Source organism: Paenibacillus sp. GSMTC-2017, from assembly GCF_016019935.1.
Classification (GTDB): domain Bacteria; phylum Bacillota; class Bacilli; order Paenibacillales; family Paenibacillaceae; genus Pristimantibacillus.
In genome coordinates, this window is the sequence record NZ_JAECMT010000004.1 from 333,368 (window position 1) to 360,155 (window position 26,788).

Annotated in this window: 26 protein-coding genes and 1 pseudogene; 17 read left to right on the forward strand and 10 right to left on the reverse strand. The window is 41.8% G+C overall.

The genetic code is table 11. The features are described 5' to 3' along the window. The first annotated feature begins 20 nt into the window (after positions 1 to 20). The 3 genes from I6N90_RS17555 to I6N90_RS17565 all read left to right on the forward strand — a co-directional run bounded on the left by I6N90_RS17555 (position 21) and on the right by I6N90_RS17565 (position 2,156). The gene (locus tag I6N90_RS17555; RefSeq protein ID WP_197936919.1) at positions 21 to 953 is read left to right on the forward strand and encodes a helix-turn-helix transcriptional regulator; all 933 of its coding nucleotides are present in this window, start codon (positions 21 to 23) and stop codon (positions 951 to 953) included. Between the two features lie 70 nt (positions 954 to 1,023). After that, positions 1,024 to 1,506 carry a GyrI-like domain-containing protein gene (locus I6N90_RS17560; RefSeq protein WP_197936920.1) on the forward strand — a complete coding sequence of 161 codons (483 nt, stop codon included), beginning with the start codon at positions 1,024 to 1,026 and terminating at the stop codon, positions 1,504 to 1,506. A 221-nt stretch (positions 1,507 to 1,727) separates the two neighbouring features. Further along, positions 1,728 to 2,156 (forward strand): hypothetical protein, encoded by a 429-nt coding sequence (locus I6N90_RS17565; protein ID WP_197936921.1) that lies wholly within the window; start codon positions 1,728 to 1,730, stop codon positions 2,154 to 2,156. Positions 2,157 to 2,251: 95 nt separating this feature from the next. Here I6N90_RS17565 and I6N90_RS17570 read toward each other — a convergent pair whose 3' ends face one another. Both I6N90_RS17570 and I6N90_RS17575 read right to left on the reverse strand, forming a co-directional pair. Further along, positions 2,252 to 3,631, reverse strand: coding sequence for a glycoside hydrolase family 19 protein (locus I6N90_RS17570; RefSeq protein WP_197936922.1), 1,380 nt, complete (start codon positions 3,629 to 3,631; stop codon positions 2,252 to 2,254). 249 nt (positions 3,632 to 3,880) lie between these two features. Then, on the reverse strand, positions 3,881 to 4,264 hold the full coding sequence (locus tag I6N90_RS17575) for a winged helix-turn-helix transcriptional regulator (RefSeq protein WP_197936923.1): 384 nt from the start codon (positions 4,262 to 4,264) through the stop codon (positions 3,881 to 3,883). Between the two features lie 145 nt (positions 4,265 to 4,409). On the opposite strand from I6N90_RS17575, the gene I6N90_RS17580 reads away from it, so the two are divergent. Then, complete coding sequence (locus tag I6N90_RS17580; RefSeq protein WP_232243083.1) at positions 4,410 to 5,438, forward strand: hypothetical protein; 1,029 nt, start codon at positions 4,410 to 4,412, stop codon at positions 5,436 to 5,438. 19 nt (positions 5,439 to 5,457) lie between these two features. Then, on the forward strand, positions 5,458 to 6,051 hold the full coding sequence (locus I6N90_RS17585) for an NAD(P)H oxidoreductase (protein ID WP_197937199.1): 594 nt from the start codon (positions 5,458 to 5,460) through the stop codon (positions 6,049 to 6,051). Here I6N90_RS17585 and I6N90_RS17590 read toward each other — a convergent pair. Next, positions 6,041 to 6,694, reverse strand: a complete 654-nt coding sequence (locus tag I6N90_RS17590; RefSeq protein WP_197936925.1) for a pentapeptide repeat-containing protein — start codon at positions 6,692 to 6,694, stop codon at positions 6,041 to 6,043. The genes I6N90_RS17585 and I6N90_RS17590 overlap by 11 nt on opposite strands. A gap of 151 nt (positions 6,695 to 6,845) precedes the next feature. On the opposite strand from I6N90_RS17590, the gene I6N90_RS17595 reads away from it, so the two are divergent. From I6N90_RS17595 to I6N90_RS17615, 5 genes and pseudogenes are all read left to right on the forward strand, one after another. Beyond that, the gene (locus I6N90_RS17595; RefSeq protein ID WP_197936926.1) at positions 6,846 to 7,304 is read left to right on the forward strand and encodes a GNAT family N-acetyltransferase; all 459 of its coding nucleotides are present in this window, start codon (positions 6,846 to 6,848) and stop codon (positions 7,302 to 7,304) included. 90 nt (positions 7,305 to 7,394) lie between these two features. Further along, entirely contained in the window at positions 7,395 to 7,871 is a 477-nt protein-coding gene (locus I6N90_RS17600) for a MarR family winged helix-turn-helix transcriptional regulator (RefSeq protein WP_197936927.1), read from the forward strand. A 67-nt stretch (positions 7,872 to 7,938) separates the two neighbouring features. Next, positions 7,939 to 9,107 (forward strand): annotated as a pseudogene (locus I6N90_RS17605) (ArsA family ATPase). A 25-nt stretch (positions 9,108 to 9,132) separates the two neighbouring features. Continuing rightward, positions 9,133 to 9,354, forward strand: a complete 222-nt coding sequence (locus tag I6N90_RS17610) for a hypothetical protein (protein WP_232243156.1) — start codon at positions 9,133 to 9,135, stop codon at positions 9,352 to 9,354. Positions 9,355 to 9,393: 39 nt separating this feature from the next. Further along, positions 9,394 to 9,780: a DUF6463 family protein gene (locus I6N90_RS17615; protein ID WP_197936928.1), complete on the forward strand. Its 387-nt coding sequence runs from the start codon at positions 9,394 to 9,396 to the stop codon at positions 9,778 to 9,780. Positions 9,781 to 9,884: 104 nt separating this feature from the next. On the opposite strand, the gene I6N90_RS17620 is transcribed toward I6N90_RS17615, so the two are convergent. Both I6N90_RS17620 and I6N90_RS17625 read right to left on the reverse strand, forming a co-directional pair. Next, on the reverse strand, positions 9,885 to 11,579 hold the full coding sequence (locus I6N90_RS17620) for a M3 family oligoendopeptidase (RefSeq protein WP_197936929.1): 1,695 nt from the start codon (positions 11,577 to 11,579) through the stop codon (positions 9,885 to 9,887). A 124-nt stretch (positions 11,580 to 11,703) separates the two neighbouring features. Beyond that, complete coding sequence (locus tag I6N90_RS17625; protein ID WP_197936930.1) at positions 11,704 to 12,243, reverse strand: NAD(P)H-dependent oxidoreductase; 540 nt, start codon at positions 12,241 to 12,243, stop codon at positions 11,704 to 11,706. Between the two features lie 252 nt (positions 12,244 to 12,495). Between I6N90_RS17625 and I6N90_RS17630 the strand changes: the two genes are divergently transcribed. From I6N90_RS17630 to I6N90_RS17650, 6 genes are all read left to right on the forward strand, one after another. Next, on the forward strand, positions 12,496 to 12,885 hold the full coding sequence (locus I6N90_RS17630) for a winged helix-turn-helix transcriptional regulator (protein ID WP_197936931.1): 390 nt from the start codon (positions 12,496 to 12,498) through the stop codon (positions 12,883 to 12,885). Positions 12,886 to 13,054: 169 nt separating this feature from the next. Then, positions 13,055 to 13,549 carry a transcription elongation factor GreA gene (gene greA, locus I6N90_RS17635; RefSeq protein WP_232243084.1) on the forward strand — a complete coding sequence of 165 codons (495 nt, stop codon included), beginning with the start codon at positions 13,055 to 13,057 and terminating at the stop codon, positions 13,547 to 13,549. 61 nt (positions 13,550 to 13,610) lie between these two features. After that, a complete protein-coding gene (locus I6N90_RS25130; RefSeq protein WP_269669520.1) occupies positions 13,611 to 13,733 on the forward strand; it encodes a hypothetical protein in 123 nt (40 codons plus the stop codon). Positions 13,734 to 13,784: 51 nt separating this feature from the next. Then, complete coding sequence (locus tag I6N90_RS17640) at positions 13,785 to 16,709, forward strand: response regulator (protein ID WP_197936932.1); 2,925 nt, start codon at positions 13,785 to 13,787, stop codon at positions 16,707 to 16,709. 13 nt (positions 16,710 to 16,722) lie between these two features. Beyond that, positions 16,723 to 17,511, forward strand: coding sequence for a response regulator transcription factor (locus I6N90_RS17645; protein ID WP_269669521.1), 789 nt, complete (start codon positions 16,723 to 16,725; stop codon positions 17,509 to 17,511). 232 nt (positions 17,512 to 17,743) lie between these two features. After that, on the forward strand, positions 17,744 to 19,714 hold the full coding sequence (locus I6N90_RS17650) for a methyl-accepting chemotaxis protein (protein WP_197936933.1): 1,971 nt from the start codon (positions 17,744 to 17,746) through the stop codon (positions 19,712 to 19,714). Between the two features lie 360 nt (positions 19,715 to 20,074). Here the strand turns inward: I6N90_RS17650 and alr are convergent, their stop codons facing one another. The 3 genes from alr to I6N90_RS17665 all read right to left on the reverse strand — a co-directional run bounded on the left by alr (position 20,075) and on the right by I6N90_RS17665 (position 23,701). Then, a complete protein-coding gene (gene alr, locus I6N90_RS17655; RefSeq protein ID WP_197936934.1) occupies positions 20,075 to 21,205 on the reverse strand; it encodes an alanine racemase in 1,131 nt (376 codons plus the stop codon). Between the two features lie 12 nt (positions 21,206 to 21,217). Beyond that, entirely contained in the window at positions 21,218 to 22,351 is a 1,134-nt protein-coding gene (ald, locus tag I6N90_RS17660) for an alanine dehydrogenase (protein WP_197936935.1), read from the reverse strand. Between the two features lie 81 nt (positions 22,352 to 22,432). Beyond that, positions 22,433 to 23,701, reverse strand: coding sequence for a PucR family transcriptional regulator (locus I6N90_RS17665; RefSeq protein WP_197936936.1), 1,269 nt, complete (start codon positions 23,699 to 23,701; stop codon positions 22,433 to 22,435). Between the two features lie 258 nt (positions 23,702 to 23,959). On the opposite strand from I6N90_RS17665, the gene I6N90_RS17670 reads away from it, so the two are divergent. After that, positions 23,960 to 25,324 (forward strand): amino acid permease, encoded by a 1,365-nt coding sequence (locus tag I6N90_RS17670; RefSeq protein WP_197936937.1) that lies wholly within the window; start codon positions 23,960 to 23,962, stop codon positions 25,322 to 25,324. Between the two features lie 75 nt (positions 25,325 to 25,399). On the opposite strand, the gene I6N90_RS17675 is transcribed toward I6N90_RS17670, so the two are convergent. Together I6N90_RS17675 and I6N90_RS17680 are read right to left on the reverse strand one after the other, a co-directional pair. Beyond that, entirely contained in the window at positions 25,400 to 26,131 is a 732-nt protein-coding gene (locus I6N90_RS17675) for an SDR family oxidoreductase (protein WP_197936938.1), read from the reverse strand. Between the two features lie 51 nt (positions 26,132 to 26,182). Next, positions 26,183 to 26,782 (reverse strand): Crp/Fnr family transcriptional regulator, encoded by a 600-nt coding sequence (locus tag I6N90_RS17680; RefSeq protein ID WP_197936939.1) that lies wholly within the window; start codon positions 26,780 to 26,782, stop codon positions 26,183 to 26,185. Positions 26,783 to 26,788: the final 6 nt, after the last annotated feature.

A 26,788-nucleotide genomic window follows, 5' to 3' on the forward strand; every position in this document is an offset into this window, starting at 1 on the left:
AAGCCGTTAAGGGTGACATTATGAAAATTGATCGATTGTTAGCGATGACAGTTCTACTGCTCAATCGTGGACGAGTAAGTGCAAAAGAATTAGCCGAGCGATTTGAGGTTTCTACAAAAACAATTTATCGAGATATGGATACGTTAGGTCAATCCGGTATCCCGATTATAGCCCATCAAGGAACAGCGGGCGGGTTTGAAATTATGGAGCAATATACGATGTCCCGTCAATATTTAACACTTCATGAAATAGAGGCAGTTGTTGCAGCTGTTAAAGGTATCAATACAGTGATGGATGATGGGGTGTTCGCTTCACTTCTTGAAAAGGTGAAAGCACAACTGAATAAAGTTGATCAAACGACGATGGAGCAACAAGGGACGGGGATTGTGTTTGACTTTAACCCTTGGGGGCAAGGATCTACTGCAAGAGATAAAGTGAATAGGCTCAGAGGGGCTGTAGAAAACGCGAGCTTAGTGACGATTGAATACTTAAACATGAACGGTACAGAAAGCAAAAGAGTAGTTGAACCAGTCGTCTTAATTTTGAAAGCAAACGTATGGTATCTACATGCGTACTGTACGCTTCGAGAAGATTTCCGAGTTTTCCGATTATCACGTATTCAAAATTTGCACGTCATGGAGCAATCCTTTGTCCGTCGAGAGGTACCATCCTTAGACAGTTATGTGTGGGATCCGATGTGGGCGCAACATACGAAGCATGAGATTGTACTTACTTTTCATTCGAGCGTTCGGTATCGAATCGGGGATTCCTTTCATCCAGATTGGGTTACTGTTCTACGGGATGGTTCTATCCAAGTGAGTGGAACGTTTATTCTTGATGAATGGTTCTATGGAATGCTACTTAGTTATGGCGATCATGTAAAAGTGGAAAAACCAGCGTATGTGGCTGATGAAGTGGTTAGCAGGGCGAAAAAAATAATCAACCGATATTAGAAAGTGGACAGATAGCTGTCTACTTTCTTTCGTTATACTGGGCTCAACTATAACGAAATGAGGGATTTACATGAACACTTTTATTGTAGAAATGTCCAAATTAACGTTAGCTGGAGTCAGCATTCGTACCTCGAATGCTGATGAGGCAGGTCCGAGTCGGAAGCTTCCGCAGTTATGGGGAACCTATTTTAGCAGTGGAGTAGCAGCGAAACCTTACAACGTTAATCCCCATTTCATCTATGGGCTGTATACGGATTATGAGAGTGATGCGAGCGGAGCATATACGACGCTGATTGGGCATGAAGTAGGAGAAGGTACTGCTGAGCAAGAAATTGATGGGACGATTGCAATTGTGCCAGAGAGTAAGTATCTTGTATTTACGACGAAGAAGGGGCCAGTTCAAGAGGTAGTTGCTGAGATGTGGGGCGTCATTTGGGCATACTTTAAGGACGCAGTGGAAGTAAGAGCGTTCACAGGTGACTTTGAACGTTATGATGGGCGAAATTTTGACCCTGCCAATACAGAAGTAGAGATTTATATTGCGATTAAATAAAGGAAGTAAGAAAAAGGCTGATCGTAGTACGTCACAATGGAGCATCCTCATGAGGGTGTTTCATTGTGAGACGTAACTAGGTCGGTCTTTTCTGTATATGGTAGTAAATACTGAAAAAGGAGAAGATGATTGGAATATATTAACCGATAGTATAGTATGGGGTTGGTATTACGATAATGTTAGCCATTAAATGATTGTAATCTAGAGGGGAAAGGTTTGAATTGAATAGAAGATGGTTGTTTTTATTATATATTTGTCTAGTATTTGTCCTAAGTGCATGTGGTAAGTACACCAACAATCCACTTCCCAAATCGAGTGCATATGTGGGAGAAACAGATATTACAGTACCAGTAGAGATATTCAGCTCATATTGGGCTGGGCAATATGATTATGGAGATACCAATGCTTATGAGCATTTCAAAACACACACGATTGTCCCACCTAATTCAAAAATCAGAATCTCATTTGATCGTGAGCCAGAAAAAATAGTTAAGGTTAGCGAAGTCATAAATCTAGAAGAATCGAAAGAAGTAGAAAGTATCGGTAATGAAATCAACATACCTTATATTAGCGGAATTCATACCTATACGTATAGCGCTGAATGGCCTGAAGGCATTGTTACGTTTGTTTTCAGTGTTGAAGTGAAATAAAAAAGCTGACTCTAATGCTCTGCCAGTAACATTCCTATTCGAATGTTACTGGCAGATGCAAATAGGTCAGCTTTTTCTTCATATTTACTACATGCTTAGAATGGGCTCATACCAATCGTGTTCACTTTTTCACCTGTAATGCTTACACCCATTTTGGTAGTAATATCACGGTAATGTCCAACACGGCGACCAACACGGTAGTCAGTCTCGTCTTTATTTCCTTCAAAGTTGCCGTTAATGATCATAATCGTAACACCAAAGCCAGGAGGCGTTAATCCTTTAGTAATTTCTGTTGCATTAGGCGTCCAGTTGCCTACCATTACATCATGAGCAGATGGTTTAGGTGGTTGTGGTGTCATCCAGAATAGGATTGCTGTCATAAATCCGAGCTTGCCATCGTTAACGATAAGTTCCGGATTGTTAAGCAATGTGTTTTTTGTACCGTAGATGATTCCGCTAATTAGTCCGTAGTTGTAGTTCCAGCTAAGCTGGATCGGCCCGCGACCATGATATGATTTGCCTGCTACTGCCGGGAAGTCGGTATTTGATGCAACATATCCGATTTGAGTGGAGTTGATATAGGAAATTTCCTCATTCCAGAATAGTCCCCAGCTCAGCTCGCCACCTGGTGCAGTAGCCCAGCCGCCGCCTGTTTCATGAGAAATGTTCGCAAGGAACGCAGCTAGCTCGCGTTTACGATTAACAGCTGTACCCTCTTTAATAAAAGAACCAAAATCTACTGTTTTTGAGATGATAGGCACGGATAGGTTCCAAGAAGCATTGAAGTCAGCATTTTGATAGACTAGCGTTTCTGTTTTTGTTGTTTTGTTTAGTCTGAATACTCGGTGGTTCCAAGTTGCACCTTGGCGATATTCAAGTTTGTATTTAATGTTCGCAACTTCGGTTACTGCTGCGATTAGGTTGCTGTATGAATAGTAGTCTGTTTGCCCTGGCTTATAGTACGTTTTGCTAGCGGCAAATGTATGCCATGCTTGAGTACCGATACGCATAGGAAACAACTGTTCATATTGTGTTTGTGGCAATGCCGCTTGTACGGCAGCAGCTGCATTAGATGGAGAGAATTGCGGATCAATGCCGCCCCATGATGCCGTAATTTGAGCATCGGTTAGGACACGGCTTTCGCCAACAGCTAAATCAGTTGGATTAGTGCCGCCATTACCACCACCGCTAGCTGTACCTGGACCTAGCAACAACCATGGTGAGCTAGAAGGAGCGCCTACACCGGGAGTATCTCCTTGTGTCCACCATTTCGCGCGATATACATTACCACCGTAGAATGCTTCATGATTTGTTAAATATACCTGGGTTGAAACCCAGGCGGGTGCGGTTAATGGGGTATTTGCCTCTACTTTATTTCTAATTGTAACCGCTTCCAAAGATGTTAAAACTAAAATGGATGTTAGAACTATGATGCAAAAACGGATGATGCCCTTGCTGAATAGCGTAGCTTTCATACTTATCCTCCTCATAGTGTATAAATATAATTTCATCCATATTATAGTAAACTCGAATTCTGTTATCTATAGGCATAATTGACTATATTTATAGATTTATTGACAGATTTCGAGAAAGTAAGGTTGCTAGAGAGAGGATGCGAGTGAGGCGAAGTAGACCGAGAGAGCTGGGAGAGTAGAGTGCTCATTACTCCCCCACACCTGAAACTATAGTGAATTACTGAAGCTAAGTTGCGGAACAGATATTGCTTAAACGTAGTCCTCGGTGTCACAGCATGTGTCCGTAGAGGCTATTTTCCCATCTGGCTTGGTTCCTTGAACGAAGTGTTCTCCCCACACGCACATTTGATCGATAATTGGTTTGAGCGTGAGCCCTAATTCACTTATTTCATAGACGACTTTTGGCGGAACTTGATTGTAAATCGTTCGAATAATAACCCCGTCTACTTCTAGTTCTCGCAGTTGTTGCGTTAGCATCTTTTGCGTAATGCCAGGTATTTTCTTCTTAAGTTCACTCGTTCTTTTTGCTCCGTAAAATAGATGCCAAAGTATTAGCGTTTTCCACTTCCCGCCAATAACATCTAGTGTAGCTTCGATCGTCGTGTTGTACGTGGTCTTTTCTTTAGGATTCATCATATAACCTCCAATGTTTTGTAGGTTTTCAAAGGTACTTTAAAGTACCTACAGTACTTTTTGGTATCAATAGAACAAAAAGGTGCGTACTTCTCACAATCCATTATATGCCACATAATGGGATTAAACCAATACAGATTAGTGAATGGATGGAGGTAATATGGTGGGAACAACTGTTTATATTGCAGGTGGGTACGGAGTAGTGGGAAGTAACATAGCGAGGCATATTAGAGGGATCGATCAAGAGATCAGAATCATTGTAGCAGGACGTAATCCGGCTAAAGGTGAGGTGCTTGCTGGGCAACTTGGAAATGCAGAAACGGCTTACCTTGATCTAAGCCAGCCCGATGAGTCAATTGACTTAGATGGTGTTGATCTCATTGTTGCTGCTCTGCAAGATCCGATGGATAAGTTATTGCATTTAGCTGTAGAAAAAGGAATCGCTCATATTGGCATTACTAAGCTAGCAGATGAGATTACACCTCTTATGGTGGCGGTGTTGAAATCACCTCCGAAAAGGCCAATTGTTCCGCTCGGTCATTCACAAGCAGGGGTAATGATGGTAGTTGCACAGAAGGTTGCGGAGCAGTTCAGCCGAATTGACTCGATAGAGCTCGCAGGATTATTTGACGAAAATGACCCTATGGGGCCAATGACACTTAACGATGCAGAAGGGTTCATTAATCGTGCGCTTATTCGAGAAAGTGGAAGATGGTTATGGGTGGATGCTACAAAGAACACAAGAAGTATTCGTTTATCTGATGGAACAGTACTAGAAGGTGGGCCAATGTCTTTGCTAGATGTTCCGGGTCTCGCTTCTGCTACCGGTGCTCCCAATATTCGCTTTGACTTTATTGTAGGCCCATCGCTTGGCTTGAAAAGTAACCAACAACCTTCCCAAGACCTCTATATCGATATAGAAGGTATTTTGAAATCGGGCTCAAAAGAGAAGCTTCGGACAGTTGTATCCGACCCTAAAGGTCAAGCACATCTTACGGCACTAGGTGTACTCCTCTCCATTGAACGGATATTAGGAACCGACGGACTACCTGCCGCATCTGGAGGTATACACTTACCTGAAACACTATTAATCGTTGATAAAGCTATTGCAAGGCTGGAGCAATTCGGTGTTGGCATCTCGACTTATGCTTACCAGGAACAAACAATCCAATAAGAGAAAGAGGGAATAGATGATGAAAGTATTAACGATCGTTTCTCATCCAAGAACACAATCTTTAACGTTTGAGGCGGTACGCAGATTTACTCAAGGTCTTGAGGAAGCAGGACATGAAACAGATGTGCTCGACTTGCATCGCATCGGATTTGACCCTGTACTGTGGGAAGCGGATGAGCCTGATTATTCAGGCCCGCCTAAACAATATTCTCCTGAGGTGCAGGCCGAGATGGAGCGGTTGCTGAAGTACGACGCCCTTGCATTTGTATTCCCCGTGTATTGGTACAGCATTCCTGCTATGTTGAAAGGATATATCGACAGAGTATGGAATTATGGTTTTGCATATGGATCAAATCATTTGCCTCACAAAAAAACGCTGTGGCTTGGTCTCGCAGGAGCATCGCTTGAACATTTTCAAAAAAGAGATTATGACAAAATGATTGCACTTCAACTGAATATAGGTATGTCCGATTATGTGGGAATCAAGGATTCATCGGTCGAACTGTTATATGACACAGGCGGTGACCAGGCCCACATCGAACAACTATTGCAACGTGCTTACCAGCTGGGGCTAGACTATGCGACTACGGAACAAGCCACGCCTACTCTTTAACAATAAGTCCAAACAAAGTAGCGAATATATAAGCTTGCTCACGTGAGATAATGCAGCCTTTCAGTTGTTCCACACTAACACCAAGACCATTAAATTCACAGTCGCTTAAATCGATTCCTTTTAACTCTGTAGAAGACAGTTGGGCTTGGTTAATGTTGGTGCGATGTAGCTCAAGCTTGATCAATTTCGACTGACTAAGATCAGCATTGCCAAGTGAACTATCTTGAATGATGACCTGTTTACTATTTGAATAGCGGAAATTCGAATAGTCGGCCAAGCAATGATCGATTAAAACATTTCGCAGAGTAACGCCGCCTAAGTTAATACCAACCATCTTGCAGTCGACAAATTCCGTTCGATGTATGATAGCATCACTGATGTCGAGATTAGACAAATCACACTTTTCAAATCTGACGTCTGTAAGCTCAATTCCAGCTAACGTTGTTTCGGTAAAGTTCACATTTCGGAAAATGAATTTCTCAAAGGTAAGTTTAGAAGGTCTGCGCTTTTCAAACTGACAATCTTGCATCAGTCCCATTTCGAAAAAGTCATTTCTATGTATGTCATGTGGTTCAAATGCAAATAATTGGTCTGCCGATAGTTTAGGCTGCTCTATTTTCATAACTTTCCTTGCCTTGCTCATGGGGTCACTCTCCTTGGGCTTCCTTTTTTGTAAAGTGGTTCGTAAACATACAGTCTTTAAAGCTTAAAGTAGTGACTCGCATTTTTCAACTTTGAACAAATGGCCTATAATAAAGGATTAGTCCCAGTAGCAAGGAAAGCGGGTTGGAATAATGAGTTTACATCTAGAAGAAGTAACAGCAGCCAATTGGCGCGAAGTCGCGGCGTTACAGGTGGCAGAGGAACAAGGACAGTTTATCGAAAGCAATTCGTTTTCTATGGCGGAGTCACTCTTCGAAGGAAATGGCATTTCATTGGCGCTATACGATGGAGAGATGTTAGTTGGTTACGCCATGTACGGGTGGTATTCTGAAGAAAAGCAAAGCATATGGCTGGATCGCTTTATGATCGATCAACAATATCAAGGCAGAGGTTATGCGAAGCGGTTTATCGCGTTGCTCCTTGATTATATGAGTAAAAAGGTTGTTGTGAAAAAGGTGAATTTGAGTCTTCATCCAGATAACCAGCTCGCTATGAAGCTGTATGAATCATTTGGATTCCGCTTAACAGGAGCTATCGATGATGATGGACCAGTTGTAGGTGTAGTAATGGAACGGATAAATGAAAAATAAAGGGAAATCCGTCGTTGACATTACTACGATGTCGTAATAATATGAATGTATACAAAATACTACGAAAACGTACTAAAGGGAGCTTCCGGTATGCAGCAACTATATGATCTCTTCCTCAAGACCGGCTTGCGCCCGTTTGCATTTTTGACTGATACATTGCAACTCGAACAAAAAGTGACTCGTTCTGATTTATCGACTCTGCTTATTTTGCAATTTCGTGGTGATCTGACGATGTCGGATTTGGCTGCTGAGATGGGAGCGCCACTTAGCTCCATGACTAGCATTGCGAAGCGGCTAGAACGCAAGGGCTATATCGCAAGGGCAACATCCCCGCAGGATCAGCGTGTGAAGCTTGTTACTCTGACACAAGAGGGTAAGGAGCTTGCGAAAGAATGGGAGCGTGTTATGCTCTCGCTATTAGGCAAGCTGGAGACAGCATTTACAACTGATGAATTAGAACAATTTATTAGCCTTCTGCTTAAGGCATCTAAAGTATTCCAAGAAGAAGGACCGATTAAGGAAATTGCAGCTAGCAATGGGCCGATAAAAATTAGGATCGACGAGTAAGCGAGTCAAATCGCTTTCTTTTTTTAAATAATTACTACGAAATCGTACTAAAAAGGAGCTGAAACGTATGAGGATCATTATCTACACAGGTAAAGGTGGCGTCGGCAAAACGAGTATAGCAGCGGCTACTGCTGTAAAGCTGGCACGACAAGGGAAAAGGACACTTATTCTGAGCACGGATGCAGCACATAGTTTGGCTGATTCAATGGGTATATCCATTGGCGCAGACCCGATCCAAATTAGCGAGAACTTATGGGGCAAGAAGTGAACAGTCTTCGTGAAACGGAGAAGAATTGGGGATTTGTCCAAGGTTGGCTGACAGCTATGCTGGATAAAGCAAATCTAAAAGATATAACGACGGAAGAAATGATCGTATTCCCGGGGATGGAGGAGCTGTTCAGCTTGCTTCAAATTAAGGAACATGCCCAAAGCGGAAAGTTTGATGTCCTTATTGTTGATTGCGCCCCGACAGGAGAAACGTTAAGGCTTCTTAGTTATCCTAACGTATTAAACTGGTGGCTCGAAAAAATATTTCCGAATGAACGTCGGCTCATCAAACTCGTTCGCCCTGTCGCTAAGTTTATAAACAATGTGGAGCTTCCATCTGAAGATGTGCTGAATAGTGTTGAACGGTTCGCGCGTTCTTTGGAGGAAATGCAGAATATCGTACTGAATCCAGAAATCACTTCGGTGAGGATTGTGCTGAATCCTGAGAAAATGGTGCTTGCCGAAGCGAAACGTTCCTTTACCTATTTGAATCTGTTTGGCTTTAATACAGACGCGATAATTGTAAATCGGATATTACCAGAAGAAGCGGGTGAGGGGTTCTTCGCCCATTGGAAACAGCTTCAGAATAAGTACGAGGAAGAGATCGTCATGAACTTCCAGCCGCTTCCGATACTCAGAGCGCCTATGATGGGAAAGGAAGTGATCGGACTGCCCGTACTTGAGGAACTAGCAGATATCGTATATGGGGACCAAGATGTTGCGGAGATGTTATACCGCGGACGTACGGAGACGATTCGGGAGGAAGATGGGGAGTTGTTGTTAGAGCTTGCCATTCCTTTTGTCGACAAAGCCGATCTAGATTTAACACAAACGGGTGACGAATTAACAGTGCATGCAGGCAGCTACAAACGTAAAGTCATATTGCCAAGACCGCTTATGGGTAGGCAGGTTGTTGGAGCGAAATTTACAGAGGATCGGCTAATCATCCGTTTCGGTAAGCGGGAATGATTTTACGAGGAAGGGACTGTGGTCAGTGAGAGGTACGGGGACTGGGATTGAACGTATGGTGGAAGGATTGTTGCAGGTGGAGCGATTGTTAGGGCATATGGAGCAGCGTCAGACCGAGCAGCATTTCCGAAATGGGGTGAAGGAACTGCTTCTCGCTTCGAGGTCTGTCATTGATAGCGTCATCGATACGTTAGATGAGAAGGAGAGCACGACGACTGCACGAAAAATAACGATTTCCAAGGACTAATGTACATGCCGAGCAAGCCTTAAGAGAGGTGGAATAGCTGTGGTAATAGGGATTAAGCGTCACGTAGGAGTTATGTTGATGCTGACGGGGTTGCTTCATACAGTTGTCGTACTTATCTTCGGTGCGACGCAGCTTCAGATAATTGTCGCAGAAGGATTTTGGAATACGGTAGGATCAGGTCAAGGGGATCGTGATGCTGTATTCTGGTCACTTTTATTTGGCTTTATGATCATCGTTACTGGTTACATGGTTAATTGGATACTAAAGCACAAAGGGATAGTTCCCCCTGCCGGATTTGGATGGATTCTACTTGCTGTGGGACTGATAGGTGTAATTATGATGCCTGTTTCGGGGTTTTGGCTCGTGCTTCCTCAAGCAGTTATTTTAATACGAAATCAGCCTAGGAAAGTGTATAGACTGGATTAAAGTTGGGTTATAGCACTAGGCTTATCAAAAAATGGATAGAGCGTTCAGATCGTATCTGAACACCCTATCCATTTCGCTTGTATAAGATTTATTTAACTTACTATTTATAGAGCGGTATCATCGACGCTGTCCAGCCAGCCGTCGATTGATCCAATGACGGAAGTTACGCAGCCGTCTTGGAACGGCGAGATCAAGTCAACAGCGCTAACAAGTTCCGTGAACGAAAGACTTCCGCCAAGGCGACATAATTTCACGTAGTCAATCCACGCAGCGGAATGATCTTCGTGCATCTTCTTCCAGAACTGAAACGCACAAATTTGTGCTAATGTGTAATCGATATAGTAAAATGGCGAGTTGAATATGTGGCCTTGTTTATGCCAGAAGCCGCCTTGTGCAAGGTATTCATTATCACCGTAATTACGATGCGGTAAATACTTTTTCTCGATTTCGAGCCAAGCTTGCTTACGCTCAGCTGGAGTGGCATCCGGATTTTCATAGATGAAGTGTTGGAATTCATCGACGGTTACACCATAAGGAATAAAGTTAAGTCCGCTTGCTAAATGGTTAAAGCGATATTTGTCAGCATCCTCTTCGAAAAATAAGTCCATCCACTTCCATGTGAAAAATTCCATACTCATCGAATGAATTTCGCAAGCTTCATACGTAGGCCAGTTGTATTCCGGCACATTGAAGCCTCGGCTTTCATACACTTGGAAAGCATGACCGGCCTCATGGGTCAACACATCAATATCGCCCGAAGTACCGTTGAAGTTGGAGAAAATATATGGTGCTCCATGCTCACTAATGTATGTACAATAGCCACCGCTTTGCTTGCCTTTCTTGGCTACCAAGTCCATCAATCCATTATTTTGCATGAACGTAAAGAACTCATCCGTCTCTGGAGATAGCTCAGCGTACATTTTTGCCCCGTTTGCAACGATCCAATCAGGATCACCTTTTGGTGTTGCGTTGCCTGTTAAGAATGAGAGCTGTTCATCATAGTGGAACAATTGCTCTACGCCGATACGATTCTGTTGACGTTTCTTAAGCTTCGATGCAACAGGCACAATATGCTCAAGAACTTGATTACGGAAGTTTGCTACCATCTCTGCATTGTAGTCGGTACGATTCATTCGCGCGTAACCTAACTCAACGTAGTTATTAAAGCCCAGCTTCTTCGCCATTTTTGTTCTTGTCTTAACCAAATCATCGTAGATGCGGTCGAAAGTTGCTTCATTTTCTGCCATAAAGCCAGAGGAAGCTTCTGATGCACGTTTACGCATATCACGATCTGTAGATTGAAGGAAAGGTCCAAGCTGCGATAGCGTACGCTCTTCACCTTCAAATTGGATTTTGGCAGAAGCAATCAATTTCGTATATTCAGACGTTAGTTTATTTTCTTGTTGTAGGTCTTCAATGATTTCAGGGCTAAACGTTTTGAGCGATAGTTCGGCTAGTTGGAACAATTGGCGACTCCATTTATTCTCTAGCTCAGCGCGGAACGTCGAGTTAACGAGTGCACGGAAATAGTCGGTAATGTACTCTTGAGCGACTGGCCCCTTCTCGTCAAAAAAGTCTTGTTCTGCCCTGTAAAACTCATCATTTGTATCAACAGAATGACGGATGTACACAATTTGCTGCATCGTATCGAATTCACTTCTGAGCTTATTAATAGCGGTCATCGCAATGTCTTGTTCTTCGAAACTACTTGCTGAAGTGAATTTGGCTAGTTGTTCTTTAAACTTTTGTTCAAATGCAGACAAATCAGGGCGCTCATATGGATATTCATTAAACTTCATTTGTGTACCCACCTTTATCGTTATTTACAAGTTCCATTATACTCCATTTTGTTAATTACCAACAGAAAACCGCCAGGAAATTGTCTCCCTGACGGTACAATATTTTACGGTAGATGGATGATTGTTAGTGATTGAAATCATTTGCAGAAGTTTGGATATGCGCGGCATACTTTTTAGCTTCCTCTGCAAAATAGGATACATCGCTATTTGTTACATTATAGGTTGCGAATGCAGGCAGGAATGTACCGTTGCACTTGAAGATAGTCGTTTGAATGGGTCGTAACAATTCACTTAGGGTAAATAAATTATTCCCTCCAGAGCGATAAGAACCTTCTGTTCCACCCACTGTTGTAGCAACAATAAACTCTTTATCCTTTAAGTGGTCGCCCCCTGGACCGAAAGCCCAGCCATACGTAAGGACATCATCGAACCATTTCTTGAGAAGGGGAGGGGTACTATACCAGTAAAAAGGAAACTGAAATACGATTCGATCATAGGCGAGTAATAATTGCTGCTCCCTCGTCACATCAATGTTCCAATCGGGGTATTCATGGTAGAGATCACGGAAAGTGATAGTTGCTTTATTTTGCAACTCTAGGGCAAATGCCGAATTCACACGGGATGTGTCTAAGCTCGGATGTGCTGAAATGACCAAAATGTTCAAGCCAATCATCCTTTCAAGGGTTATTCGTAAAATCGCGATTTACACCCTCATTATTAGGGAAAAGATCATTGTTGAAAAGTACGCAGTTTTTACATACTAGGTTCTATAAAACATACTATTTGTGCGACATGGATTTTTGAGATAGTACGTTAAATCATACTAAGTACGATTTAACATCGTACTATTACTAAAAGGGATACTTTGATAAAGTAAGACTAAAATAAAGATCGATAATGAGCAGGAGGCGATCATATGCTAGAGGGAGATCGTGCACCGAAAACGACAGAAGGCATTTTGGCTACTCTTCAAGTAATCGGCGGCAAGTGGAAACCGCTCATTTTGTTTATATTGCTGCATTATGGAACGAAACGTTTCGGGGAGTTAAGACGAATGCTTCCGAATGTGACACAAGGCATGTTAACGAACCAACTTCGCGAGATGGAGAGAGACGGACTTGTTGTTCGCCAAGTGTATCAAGAGATTCCGCCTAAAGTAGAATATTATTTATCTGAACATGGGAAGTCATTAAGTTCGGTTCTAGGCGATATGTGCGGCTGGGGATTCAAACATTTGGAGCATATGAATAATACTTATAGCGGGACGAATGTCAGCGAGCGAAGCGCAGATAGCTCGATTCGTTGAGTTATTCATTTTGCCTCATACTGGGTGACTATATATATTATGAATGCTTTCCTATATACTTAGATGAAGAATAGGAGCCCGGATGATGTCCATCAACAAAATTACGTCACATCATGTTGTTTGGAAAATAGGTGCGGATTTTAGGTTACAATAGTACGAAGATAGAGAAATGGGAGCTGACATAGTGGCTAAAGAGGAATTGATTTTGACGCAAGAAGGTTTGGATAAGATTGAGCAGGAATTGCAGGAATTGAAGACGGTTAAGCGTAAGGAGCTTGCACAACGTCTAAAAGTTGCAATAAGCTACGGCGATTTGAAGGAAAACAGCGAATATCATTCTGCTAAGGATGATCAAGCGTTTATGGAAACAAGAATTTTGTCATTAGAGCGCATGCTTAAAGTTGCTCGTGTAGTTGATGTAAAAAGCATTAACGTAAACGAAGTAACAGTTGGCTGCAGCGTTATTCTAAATGATATCGAATTTAACGAAAAGATCGAATATCGTATCGTTGGTCCAGCAGAAGCAGATGCAGCGGACTTTAAAATTTCGTACGAGAGTCCTCTAGGAAAAGAGCTAATCGGCAAAAAGGTCGGAAGCAAAATTAATGTGACTGCTCCGATTGGAATCATACAATACGAATTGCTTGAAATTAAAGCAGTTTAATAGCGCTAAATGCACTTAAAAAAGCAGCTTGCTGAGTAATTACTCAGGGAGCTGTTTTTTTATGCAATTTCGCGTACTAAAGCGTGATGGGGTAAGGCTTCGGGGCGATTTGAGTGACAGTAATTTCTTATTCAAATTGCTTCACCTTTTGATCGTTTTGACCGATGATTATGAGACAGTTTAAATGTAGCTTGTCATAGGCATTGTGGTGAAGACTAGAGGGGAAAGAAAAAGAATGAAAAAGTTCAAAAAAAGTTCCAAACGGATCGTGTCTTTAATGTTGATTACGATTGTTATCACATTTCTTCTAACAGGGTATACGGTATTATCCCAAACGAATAAAATTATCAAAAATGAAATAGAGAGTAAGCTAATGTTACAAAGTGAAATGTTGGCAAGCCAGATGGAAGTGTTTTTTAAACAGAAGGGGCTTCTCATTCAGGAGATTAGTACAAACCAAGCGATTCTTCGTTACTTAAAGACGACTACCTCAAGAGCAGAGGCTAGTACGAATCCTGATTTCGATGATGTAGCGAAGGCATTGGACGCGATTAAAGCGTTGGATGAAGAACTCGGTCTAGTCTGGATTGGGAGCAGTACGGGCAATTTTATTGTAGGAAACGGGAAAGTTTTTACGCAATCTGATTTTATCTTTAAGGAGCGTCCGTGGTATAAGGATGCAATACAAGCGGATGAGGTACTATTTACTGAGCCATATATAGATTATTTCACAGGAGAAATGGTTATTAGCGGCACGCTCAAAATAGAGGAAAATGGTGTTGTACTAGGTTTTGCGGCAATCGATATATCATTAGAAAATATTCCGCACATTATGGAATCTTATGAAATCGGCCAAATGGGTTATCCTATCTTACTTTCTGCAGCGGGAACGATTATGTATGACTATCGTAAAGAGATGGTGGCTGCGCAAAACTTAAAAGATCAAGTTGGTGAAATGGGTCAAATAGGTAAACGAATGGTTGCTGGTGAAAGAGGGCTTCAAGTTGTTACGACAAACGATCGTAAGGAATATGTAGGCTATGCTCCGATTCCTTATTCAGGATGGTCGGTTGCGGCTGTCTCTCCTGCTGAGGAAGCATTAGAACAATTAACATGGATTGAAAGAATATCAATTGTAATCTATGTATCCGCTATATGTGTTCTTGTAAGTTTGCTTTATTTACTGTTGCAGTATTTGCTGAAAGAGCAGGAACGTATACAACGGGCATTGAGGCAAGCAAAGGAAGAAGCGGAAGAAGCGAGTAAAGCGAAGACGCTATTTCTGGCAAGGATGAGTCATGAGATTCGGACGCCATTAAACGGTATTATCGGGTTATCACAATTAATGCAGAAGACAAAACTTAGCGGTAGGCAACAAGATTTTCAAGAGAAAATCATTTCATCATCAAACGTATTATTACGTTTAATTAATGAGGTGCTCGATTTTTCGAAGATTGAAGCGGGTAAATTGGAGATCGAACATGTTAGCTTCTATTTAGATGAGGTCGTACGACGAGTATCAGATATGTTAGGCGTTTATCTTGGAGGCAATCAAATCGAAATTATTTTGGAAACTTCGCCCGAAATTAACGTTGAGCTTTTAGGTGATCCTCATCGTCTTGAACAAATTCTTTTGAATTTATGCAGCAACGCCATTAAGTTTACAGAACGTGGATATGTCGCACTTACTATCACATTTATGAGCAAGAATCAGAATGAGATGAGGGTTCGATTTGAAGTTGAAGATACCGGAATTGGTATGTCGGCTGAGCAAATTGATCATTTGTTCGTGCCATTTACGCAAGGGGATGGTTCAACGAGCAGGAGGTTTGGCGGGACTGGTTTAGGCCTTGTTATTTCTCAAAATTTGATAGAGATGATGGGCGGGAAACTGGAGTTATGCAGCGAGCCTGGAAAAGGGAGTACGTTTTCGTTTGAGCTTTCTTTTGAAATGTGTGATAAGAAAAATAGTCTTACCTTTAAATTGCCTAAAGAGTATGAGAATCTTCCTGTTTTAGTAGTAGAGGATCACACGAGGATGCGAAATAATGTGGTGAATGTACTGCGATCATTTAAGTTAGCTCCTACCAGTGTATCTACTTGGGGTGAGTTGTTTTATCATTTGGAACAGCAATCACTAACAGGATGGAGCAAGTATAGGCTCATTATTGTAGATATGGAAGCAGAGGATATGTACGGCGCTGAAGCGCTTGGAAGGTTACAATCGCTCGCTGGAAATGATGGTGTAACGATAGCGTTGACAACGGAGTATGGAAGGGATGAATTAGCGACCATTGAGGCGGATGACCAGCCGTACGCTGTACTTACGAAACCTATGAATCGAATTAATTTATTTAAAGTTGTTCAGTCTGCACTAGAACAAGGTGAAATCAAGCATCTTGTAACTCCCGAAACATCACATAAGGAAGAGTTTATCATTAGCGGTGCTAAAGGCAAAATACTTCTTGCAGAGGATAATGAGATTAACCAGCAAGTAGCGATGGAATTGTTACTCGGATTAGGCTACTCTGTCACTGTCGCGAGAAATGGTCTGGAAGTGCTGGAAAGATTACATGCTGACCGGTGGGATCTTATATTGATGGATGTTCATATGCCAGAGATGGATGGATGTGAAGCGACACGTCGTATCAGGCAGTATAAGCAGTTCGATAAGGTACCCATTCTAGCGATGACTGCAAGTATTATTGCGGAAGAGCATGACCATTGTTATCGTTGCGGAATGAATGGTGTAATGACCAAACCTATAGATATAAATGAAGTTATGGATATGCTGGAACAATATATTTCAGTACCCTATTTGGACATTAATAGTGCGTTGGATAGGCTCGCTGGAAAACGTAACATTTATGAGTATATACTTGTTTCATTTGAGAGAGAATACGCTAATTTCTGTGGGCAGCTAGACGAGGCTCTAAAGGATTATGACTATGATCTAGCTGCAAGAATTTTACATACGTTAAGCGGGGTTGCAGGTAATCTATCTGCTGAACGTCTGCTTATCGCGACGAGAAAGTTGGAGTTTATTATTCATCTTGCTCCAGATGCAATAGAATATCAGCATAGTGTGAGCAATTTGGAACAACAAATAGAGGATGTGTTAATACTTATCCGAAGGTGGAAAGGTACGGGAGTTTCTTAGGGGCTACTACGTTATGTTTTATTATGAACAGTCCATGATTTACGAGAAAATAACGGTGAAAGTGTTAGGAAAGATCAGGGGGCTTGAGGATCTGGTGTATAGAGTATTAATAATAGAAGATGATCAGATTATGGGCGAGATGTTAGCGATGTATTTGAGTGAAGAAGGATTTAATGTCGTGCGAGCTGAAGAGGGATGGGCTGGTCTGGAGCTGGCGCAGCAGTTTTCTCCCCACGTTATTATTTTGGACATGGTCCTTCCAGATACGACGGGTATTCAATTATGTAAAGAACTACGCATGTTCACTATTGCACCAATCCTTGTCATATCAATGAGGACGGGTGTTATGGAGCGGATGGGCGCTTTACATGCTGGGGCGGACGATTATGTATGTAAACCATTTAGTATGAGAGAAGTGACAGCGAAGATTGGAGCAATGATTAGGCGAACTGAATTTTACCAGCCCAAGATAGAGGTGAGGATACAACCTGAGAAGGTCTTGTCGATTTCAGGAAATACGATTCAATTAGATTTGGAGAAGAGGGTCATTCGCGTAAACAATGCCTATGTAGAGGCAACATTTTCTGAATTTGAAATTATGCGACTGTTTATAACCAATGTAGAGAGAGTGTACAGCAGAGAAGATTTGCTAAATGAGCTGAGAGGCATTGATTCCTTTGTGACAGAGAGGGCGATAGATGTTCATATTGCGAATCTTAGGAAAAAAATTGAGGAAAAGCCGAAGGAGCCGAAGCATATAAAAACGGTTTGGGGAATTGGCTATAAGTTTGTTACGAAATAATAGAGTGTACATGTCATAATCGGTCCAAAGAACTTTTACTTCCGCAGGTAATGTGGAGATAGAAGTTTTTTGTTTGGTTTTTATCAGAAAACTCACATTATTTTAACGATTAATCGATAACTTTTTTAATTTGTTATTTCTATAATCGATCTTATACTGCCTTGAAAGCCATTCGAAAAAATGGGATCGGCACCAATGCGGCAATCGACAATATAGAGGGGTAATACAAGTTATGAAGGAACGGTTCAACATAACGTTAAAGATGAAATTGATTGGTTCGTTTGTCCTCTTACTTTTGGTTCCAAGTTTAACGATAGGAATCACTTCGTATCAAAATGCGAAGCAAAAGATGACAAAAGAAATTCTTGTTAATGCGGAAGATACGATTACTTTTTTAAACAACACAATCGATCTGCTAATGGCTCCCAAAATTCATCAACTCACCTATTTCGCAAATACAATACAAGCTGGGGAAGATGGTATGAGTGGAGGGGTGCCGATAGATAAGCAGCTCAAAAGCTATCATGAGATGAGTAACGATGTGTCGCTAGCTTATGTGGGTACAGAAAAAGGCTCATTCCTTATGTCAGCAAACAAATCAATGGCGGACGACTATGACCCTAGAAAACGGGGATGGTATAAAGGTGCTATGAGTAAGAAGGAGTCATTTTTTATTTCGGATCCTTATATAGACGCTGTCACTGGGAAAATGGTTGTTACGATGTCCAAACGTTTAGCGGATGGAACAGGTGTAATCGGAATAGATTTAGATTTAGATAAGTTACGTTCAATAGCCGAGCGGTTTAAAGTTGGTGATCAAGGGTTCGTTTTTATCGTAGATAAAAGGGGTAAAATGATTACTCACCCGACATTAAAAAATGGTGCGGAAGCTAAGGGTAGCCAGTATGATTCACTTTATGAAAAGGAAAGCGGAGCCTACGATTATATAGAGAATAGTGCGATAAAACATACGATGTATGAAACAAATGAGCTAACAAGCTGGAAGCTCGCAGGTACGATGATGTATGAAGAAATCGATCAGGAAGTGCAACCGATTTTTCAAACGACGTTGCTTGTAGTAACGATATCTTTGCTTGTGGGCGGCGTGCTTATCGTTCTAATTATTATATCCATTATGAAACCACTTCGCAGTTTGATGAACGCAGTAGAGAAAATTAGTAAGGGTGATTTGACGGAACGTATTAACATCCATTCGAATGATGAGATCGGTCAGTTAGGCGTTAGATTTAATCAGATGGTAGATTCTCTTGCTGAATTGGTCATTGGCATTCGTCAGATGGTAGAACATCTGGCTTCATCATCTGAGGAGTTGTCAGCAAGTTCATTACAAACTAGCCAAGCTGCTGACCATGTTGCGAGTTCAGTTCAAGATGTAGCAAGCAGTACAGAATTACAAGTGAAAAACATTATGGAGAGTGAGCAGGCAATCGGTGACTTCTCTATTGCTGTACAACAAATATCGAATAACTCACAACAAGTTGCAACTGCTGCAACGGTGTCATCAGAGCTTGCTGAACAAGGTAGTGAAGCTTTAGGAACAGCAGTTATGCAGATGAACAAAATTCACCAAACGATATCGCAAGTGTCTAGTGTGATTACGGATTTGGGAACTAGCTCGCAGCAAATTAGTGGCATTGTTGAAGATATTACGACGATTGCTTCACAAACGAATTTGCTTTCACTGAATGCGGCTATTGAAGCTGCGAGGGCGGGAGAGAATGGTCGCGGATTCGCTGTCGTGGCAGCTGAAGTACGTAAGCTCGCGGAACAATCGGCTGGATCTGCAGCCAAAATTACAGCATTAATTGCAACGATTCAAGGCGAGACAAGCCAAGCTGTAAGCTCGATAGAGCTTGGAGCAAAGGAAGTTGCGACGGGGATGGATGTTGTACAATTCGCAGAAATATCCTTCGATAAGATTAAATATTCAATCCAAGATGTAACGAGTCAAATCCAAGAAGTATCGGCTGCATCACAGCAGATGTCTGTGAGTACAGAGCAATTACAAAACAATTCCTTACAGATTAAAGAAGCTTCCGTGGAAACAGCTGCTAGTGCTGAAAGTATATCTGGTGCAAGTGAACAACAAATGGCGGCCATGCAAGAGATTACGGCAGCAGCAGGGGTACTTGCTTCAATGGCTGAAGAGCTACAAGGGATGGTCAATAAGTTCCGGTTGTAAGTCAACGTTAAGGGACTTTACATGGAAGTCGAAGCCTCCAGAGCCACTTAATAGTGGTTCTGGAGGCTATTTTGCTAACGTTTTAGTAATAAGTGGAGTTTTACACTTAATCTCGACTGAAAATCGATAATGATAGGAAATAAGTACATTTATACACTTAATCTCGACGAATACTAAAAAATGTCGGAAAATAAGTGGAATTATACAACTAATCGCATTGAATCTAAATAAGCTTCAGCCATATTCATTGTCTCTCAGTCATTTGCAGGAACATGAAAACCATTTAGAGCTTTATAATTGTTAAAAGGGGTTGTTCCACAAGTGAGCGAATTCACTTGTAGAACAGCCCCCTTATTTCTGTTAACGATAAACTCGTGGTACACGTTTTCCAATTAAGCAAACAACTTCATAGTTGAGGGTGCCCATTAAAGCGGCTATTTCATCGATAGAGAGAAAATGTTCATCTGCCCAGCCAAACATCGTAACAACATCCCCAGCCTCGATCTTACGAAGAGCAGTGACATCAAGCATCGTTTGATCCATGCAGACTCGCCCAGCAATAGGAACTCGCTCACCTTGCAACAAAGCATAACCTTTGTTCGATAGTTGACGTGATAAACCGTCTGCATACCCAATAGGAATGGTAGCAATGACACTCTCTTTATTCGGTATAAAGGTACAGCCATAACTGACAGGCTGCTTACTAGAAATAACTCTTACAGCTGCAATGCGGGTTTTAAGACTCATTGCTTGCCTGAGAGGAAAACGTCCATCGTTCATCCACTTCGCAGGAAACAAGCCATACAATGCGATACCGATCCTTACCATATCCAGATGCATATGTGGAGAACGTATAGCTGCTGCACTATTACAGCAATGTTTAAGCGGAATCGTGATGCCTTGTTCCTTAAAGGTATAAATATAATTCATAAAGGTATTGAACTGTTCAGTAATATAGAAGTCATCTTCATTATCAGCATCTGCCAAATGCGTAAATAAGCCTTCGAGAATGATATGCTCGGAAGCAAGTGCAATTGTAGCAAGAGCTAGTGCTTCTTCGATGGTTTGAACCCCTAAGCGAGACATACCCGTATCAACTTTGATATGGATACGGGCAGTATGCTCCAAACGTTTAGTGCACGTTATTATTTCCTCTAACACATCGTTTGTATATACAGTCAACGTAATGTCATTGCGAATTGCCATCTCAACGGAGCGTGGCGGCGTGTACCCGAGTATAAGAATCGGAGCACGGATACCCGCCTCTCGCAAATGAATTGCCTCATCTAGAAATGCTACGCTCAAATAATCAGCTCCAGCACCTAGTGCAGCCCTAGCTATTTGGGCTGCACCATGCCCATAACCGTCAGCTTTTACGACAGCCATAAGTTTGCATTCGCTGGACAGACGAGCTTTGAATAGTGCGGTATTATGCCCAATTGCGTTAAGTGAAACCTCCGCCCAAGTGTCTCGAAAGCTCGTGTTCATCATAGGTTGCGCCGATTAATTAATTAGAGCGGGTTGGTTCAAGGCTTTCTCAACAGGAACGAAGGTGTAGCCTAGATCTTTAGCAACGGCTTCATAAGTTACAGCTCCCGAAGCTGTGTTAACGCCGAGTTTCAAGGAATGATTGTCTTGAGTTGCCTTCAATACACCTTTATTTGCTAGTTGCAGAGCATAAGGCAAAGTCGCGTTTGTTAAGGCGATAGTAGATGTTCTCGGTACTGCACCAGGCATGTTTGCAACCGCATAGTGAACGACACCATGCTTTACATAGGTAGGATTGTCATGAGTCGTAATGTGATCAACGGTTTCGAAAATACCGCCTTGGTCAATAGCGACGTCTACGACAACAGATCCTGGTTTCATCGTTTTGATCATAGCTTCAGTTACGAGTTTAGGAGCTTTCGCACCTGGTATAAGCACAGCGCCAATGACTAGATCGGATTCAGCAACGGCTTCTGCGATATTTAATGGATTCGAAATGAGTGTACTGATTTGCGATCCGAATATATCTTCTAATTGACGAAGACGATCTCCGCTGAGATCGATAAGTGTTACTTCGGCGCCAAGTCCTATTGCGATCTTAGCAGCATTTGTACCAACTACTCCACCGCCAATGATGGTAACTTTACCGCGTTTAACGCCAGGGACACCGCCTAATAGAATTCCTCTGCCTCCGTGGTTTTTCTCTAGAAACTGAGCACCGATTTGTGAGGACATTCTTCCGGCAACTTCACTCATTGGTGTTAGTAAAGGCAATGTACGGTTTACTTCAACCGTTTCGTAAGCAATTGCGGTTACACCTGATTCTGTAAGAGCTTTTGCAAGCTCTGGTTCAGCCGCAAGATGCAAGTAGGTAAACAATATGAGATCTTTCCTAAAATAGTTATATTCAGAAGGCAACGGTTCTTTTACTTTCATGATCATATCTGACTTCGCCCATACATCACTAGCTTCATCTAATAGAACAGCTCCAGCACCCTCGTAGTCATCATTTGTAAATCCGCTGCCAACACCCGCATGACGTTCAATATAAACAGTGTGACCTGCTTTAATAAATGAAACGACACCTGCTGGCGTAATAGCGATACGATTTTCATTGTTTTTGATTTCTTTAGGAATACCGATGATCATGTCATTTCCCCCTATTTGCTTGGACTATGTGCCAAGTATAAAGGTGAAAACGCTTTATTGCTTTGTTTAAAATTAACAAAATTATCTCGATTGATTGTGCGGATCTACAAAAGCTGTTGAAGTTCCAGTTAATTTACTTAGTTTTAAATCTAAATAAGTCGTTACTTTCTGATCCATACTTCCAAGATCAATACCGCCAATTTCCGAAATCCGCTTTAATCGATAGCTCAGTGTATTAAAATGAACATGCAGCTCCTTAGCTGCTTCCTTCACATTGCTGTCAAACGATAGGAAAACTTCTAATGTATGTAGTAAATCGCTGTTATGCTCTTCATCGTATTGTTTTAACCGCGTCAAACACTGATTCTCGACATGGTGAGCGCTGCTCTCTGCGAGCATAGCGGGGAGCAAACGATAATAACCAAGATCGGGGTAGTGATAGATATTTCCTACTTCAGTAGAGAATCTTTGCCTAATATGAATCGCCATTAAAGCTTCTCGGTAACTTCTTTCAACCATGACATAATCATCGTAAAAGGAGCCGCTCCCGCCATCTACAGGTGAAAACCCGAAACGAAGCTGCATTTGTTCAAATACATACTCAAAAAAGATCGCATGCTCATCTACTTGCCCATGTTTTCGCCCCAGACCATACAAGAGAATGAGTTGATTGTGATGAATCGTATGGAAGAGAACTCTAATACGTTGTGTAGTCGTTAACATATATTCGATTTGCTGCCCTTTTTCATTAATATCGATATCGAACTCTAATACAATAATTTGGTACCGCTGGGGCAAATCAATGCCTAATAGAGCAGCCTTCTCCATAATTCCAGCTCTTGTTGATAAATGCCCAGTGAGCAATTGCCAGAAAAAATCTTCGTGCCCCTTTTCTTCCTTGCGTTTCTTCACTTGCAGCTGAAGCAACTTCGTCGTAGCTGCGTGTGCCGCTTTCTTTAGGTTGTCTGATGAATCCTCGTCGAATGGTTTATCCGCTTCAAGCACCCATATATATCCGAGTATAGTATGTTGTTTTCTTATAGCAATGGCTAGTCGATTCCCTAAACCAATAGATTGTACAGCAGCAATTGAAATAGGTTCCTCGCTCTCATGAATACGCTGCATAATTCCATCACGCCATAATGTACTGATTACTTTCTCGGGTACACGGCGACCAATAATAGTTGCTACCCGGGCAGCATCAGTTTGCGAATCATGAGAACTATAGGCGATAAGACGATGATTGTCGTCTTCAATCGTAACAGGATTATGCAACACGTCGCTTATCATATCTGCTAGCGCTTCTAAACTTTCGAAGCTGCGGTCAAACGGATCTTTTGTGGTAATCATTATGAAATACTCCTTCACCAATCCATCTTATTTGTCTATTATCACAAAAGAATCGCTTTTTTTTCAAACGTTTGAACAAAAAAAGGGAGAGAAGATTGTGATACTATGACGTCATAAGTTATCCGATTGTTTGATTAGGTTATACTGCGATCGGAAGTTTATGCGCTAATATAAATGCCTTCTTCATTAAAATACACTATTTTAACGGTATTTTGATAGCGCTTTCAAGTAAAAAATATGGATGCAGGGGGACTAATCATGAAGAAACAAGAGGCAGGACAGCTACATCGCGGTCTCGAACAAAGACACATTACACTAATGTCTCTCGGTGCCGCCATAGGAGTTGGTTTATTTCTAGGTTCCGCAACAGCTATTCGATTAGCAGGCCCAGCGATACTAATTGCGTATGCGCTCGGCGGACTTGCAATGTTCTTTATTATGAGAGCGCTTGGAGAAATGGCAATCAAAAACCCGATAGCAGGCTCATTTAGCAGCTATGCGAGGGAATATATAAGCCCGGTCTTCGGTTATTTAACGGGATGGAATTATTGGTTTCTTTGGATCGTGACTTGTATGGCGGAGGTTACCGCAGTTGGTATCTATATGGAATTGTGGTTTCCTGATACGCCTCGATGGATTTGGGCATTAGCTGCATTACTTATCATGACAGCTGTCAATTTGATTGCAGTTAAAGCGTACGGTGAACTTGAATTTTGGTTCGCATTCATTAAAATTGTAACGATTGTATTGATGATTGGTATGGGAGCAGCAATGATTATTTTCGGTTTAGGAAATGGGGGAGTGGCGCTAGGTATAAGTAATTTATGGAGTCATGGCGGATTTTTCCCTAATGGATTTAGCGGAGTACTGATGTCATTGCAGATGGTTATGTTCGCGTATCTTGGTGTTGAGATGATCGGTATAACTGCTGGGGAAGTAAAAAATCCTGAGAAATCAATTGCACGGTCGATAAACACCGTATTCTGGCGTATTCTTATCTTCTACGTTGGGGCGTTGTTCGTCATTATGTCGATCTATCCATGGAATGAAATTGGCAGTGCGGGTAGCCCGTTTGTTATGACATTTGAGAAAATGGGTATTCCATATGCGGCTGGAATTATTAACTTCGTCGTTATTACAGCAGCTCTTTCATCCTGTAACAGCGGTATTTTCAGTACTGCACGCATGTTGTTCAATCTTGGACAACATGGGGAAGCACCGGCTCGTTTCAACAAAGTGACGAAAAGGGGTGTACCAGGTCTTGCTACATTGGCGTCAGGAGCAGCGCTTTTAATCGGAGTTGCGCTTAACTATTTGGTACCAGATAAAGTATTTACATGGGTAACAAGCATTGCAACGTTCGGAGCAGTATGGACGTGGGCAATTATTCTAATCGCTCAATTAAGATCACGTAAACGAATGACTTCTGAAGAAAGAGCACAGTTAACATATAAGATGCCGTGGGCACCTTATAGTTCGTATGTTACGCTAGCATTCCTGTTGCTCGTCATTGCTTTGATGGCGTACTTCCCAGACACGCGGGTTTCGTTAATTGTTGGCCCAATCTGGTTTGTTATCCTTATCGCTTTCTATTATGGTAAGGGCTTTCATAAACGCAAATAAGGTGTAAGGAAAAGGACAGCCCAGAGTGGCTGTCCTTTTAATTGTCACTACCAATCATTACATTGTGAGTGTCATTCAAGCATTTCGTAAGATAGCTTCAGCTAGTGATGGGAAGATACGGTTTATAATTTTGAGTAGTTTAACTTTTCCTATCGGAACTTCAAGCTGATTCCGGCGGAAATAAGGGAAAAATTGATCGGCAAGCTGCTTGGGCGAAATTTTATCGCGCCCTCTGCCTCTAGTCATATTTGTATCGACAACTGGTGGAATGATTTCGAATACACGAATTTGCGTCGTTGCTAATTGATCGCGAAGTGATTTCGTGAAGATGTGTAGACCAGCTTTAGTCCCGCAATAGACAGGTGCTGATTTTTTCGGAACAAGGCCAAGACCAGAAGAAACGTTAATGATGGCAGCTTGGGATTGGCGAGATAACAATGGCATAAGTTTGGAGGTTAGAATAATAGGAGCAGTTAGATTAATATAAATTTCATCTTCAATGCACTTAGGGTCAATATGGTCTAGAAAAGAGTAATTGTGCTGAATGCCAGCGTTATTGATGAGCACATTTAACGTTGGATGATGAATCATTATAGCTTCGACTAGCTTATCGATCTGCGCTTCGATCCGAAGATTGCAAGTATACGTTGTCACAGTAGGGTGTTTTAGTTTCATCTGTTCTAGTTTCTGTTCATTCTGTCCGATTACGATGACATGGTTACTCCTCTCCAGAAATCCTTCTGCAAGAGCAAGTCCGATGCCGGATGCTCCACCTGTTATGAGTACAGTTTGGCCGCTTATTTCCATAATGTTCTCCCCTTTCTGCCTCTACTATAGACCGGAAAGAGTAGCATTTCATTAACCTATGTTAATACGTTTACGAATTCGGCTAAGTGCAACAGGCGTAATGCCTAGATAGGAGGCAATGTGATATTGGGGTATCTCGGCTGCCAATTGTCCGTATTGTTCTAGGAAATTAAAGTATCTTTCTTCAGCAGTTAAGAGCAATAGCTCGCGTTCCCTCGTTTCCTTCTTTATAAACAACTGTTCAGCGATAATTCGCCCGAATCGATCCCAACTAGCGTTCCGTTCATAAAGAGAAATAAAATCTTCATACCGCATGACCAGTATTTCACTGTCTACAAGAGCCTGAATAGAAAAATAAGAAGGGACCCTCTGTAGGATAGAGCTATAAGGGGCAATGAAATCATGTCTTTTGCAAAAACTTTTATTAAACTCTTTGCCATCTGGCGTCGTATAGAACAATCGAAATAACCCGTTCACACATAATGCTATAGAGTCGACCTCATCGCCTGCACGCACCCAATAGTCGCCTTTGGCTACTCGTTTATGTGTCATTAATTGCCCAAGAGTATGCCATTCATCGATTGAGATTGTGGTTTGAAGTGATAACGCTGTATATAGTGATACCCAATCGGACTTTTGCTTATTGTTCATCCTCTT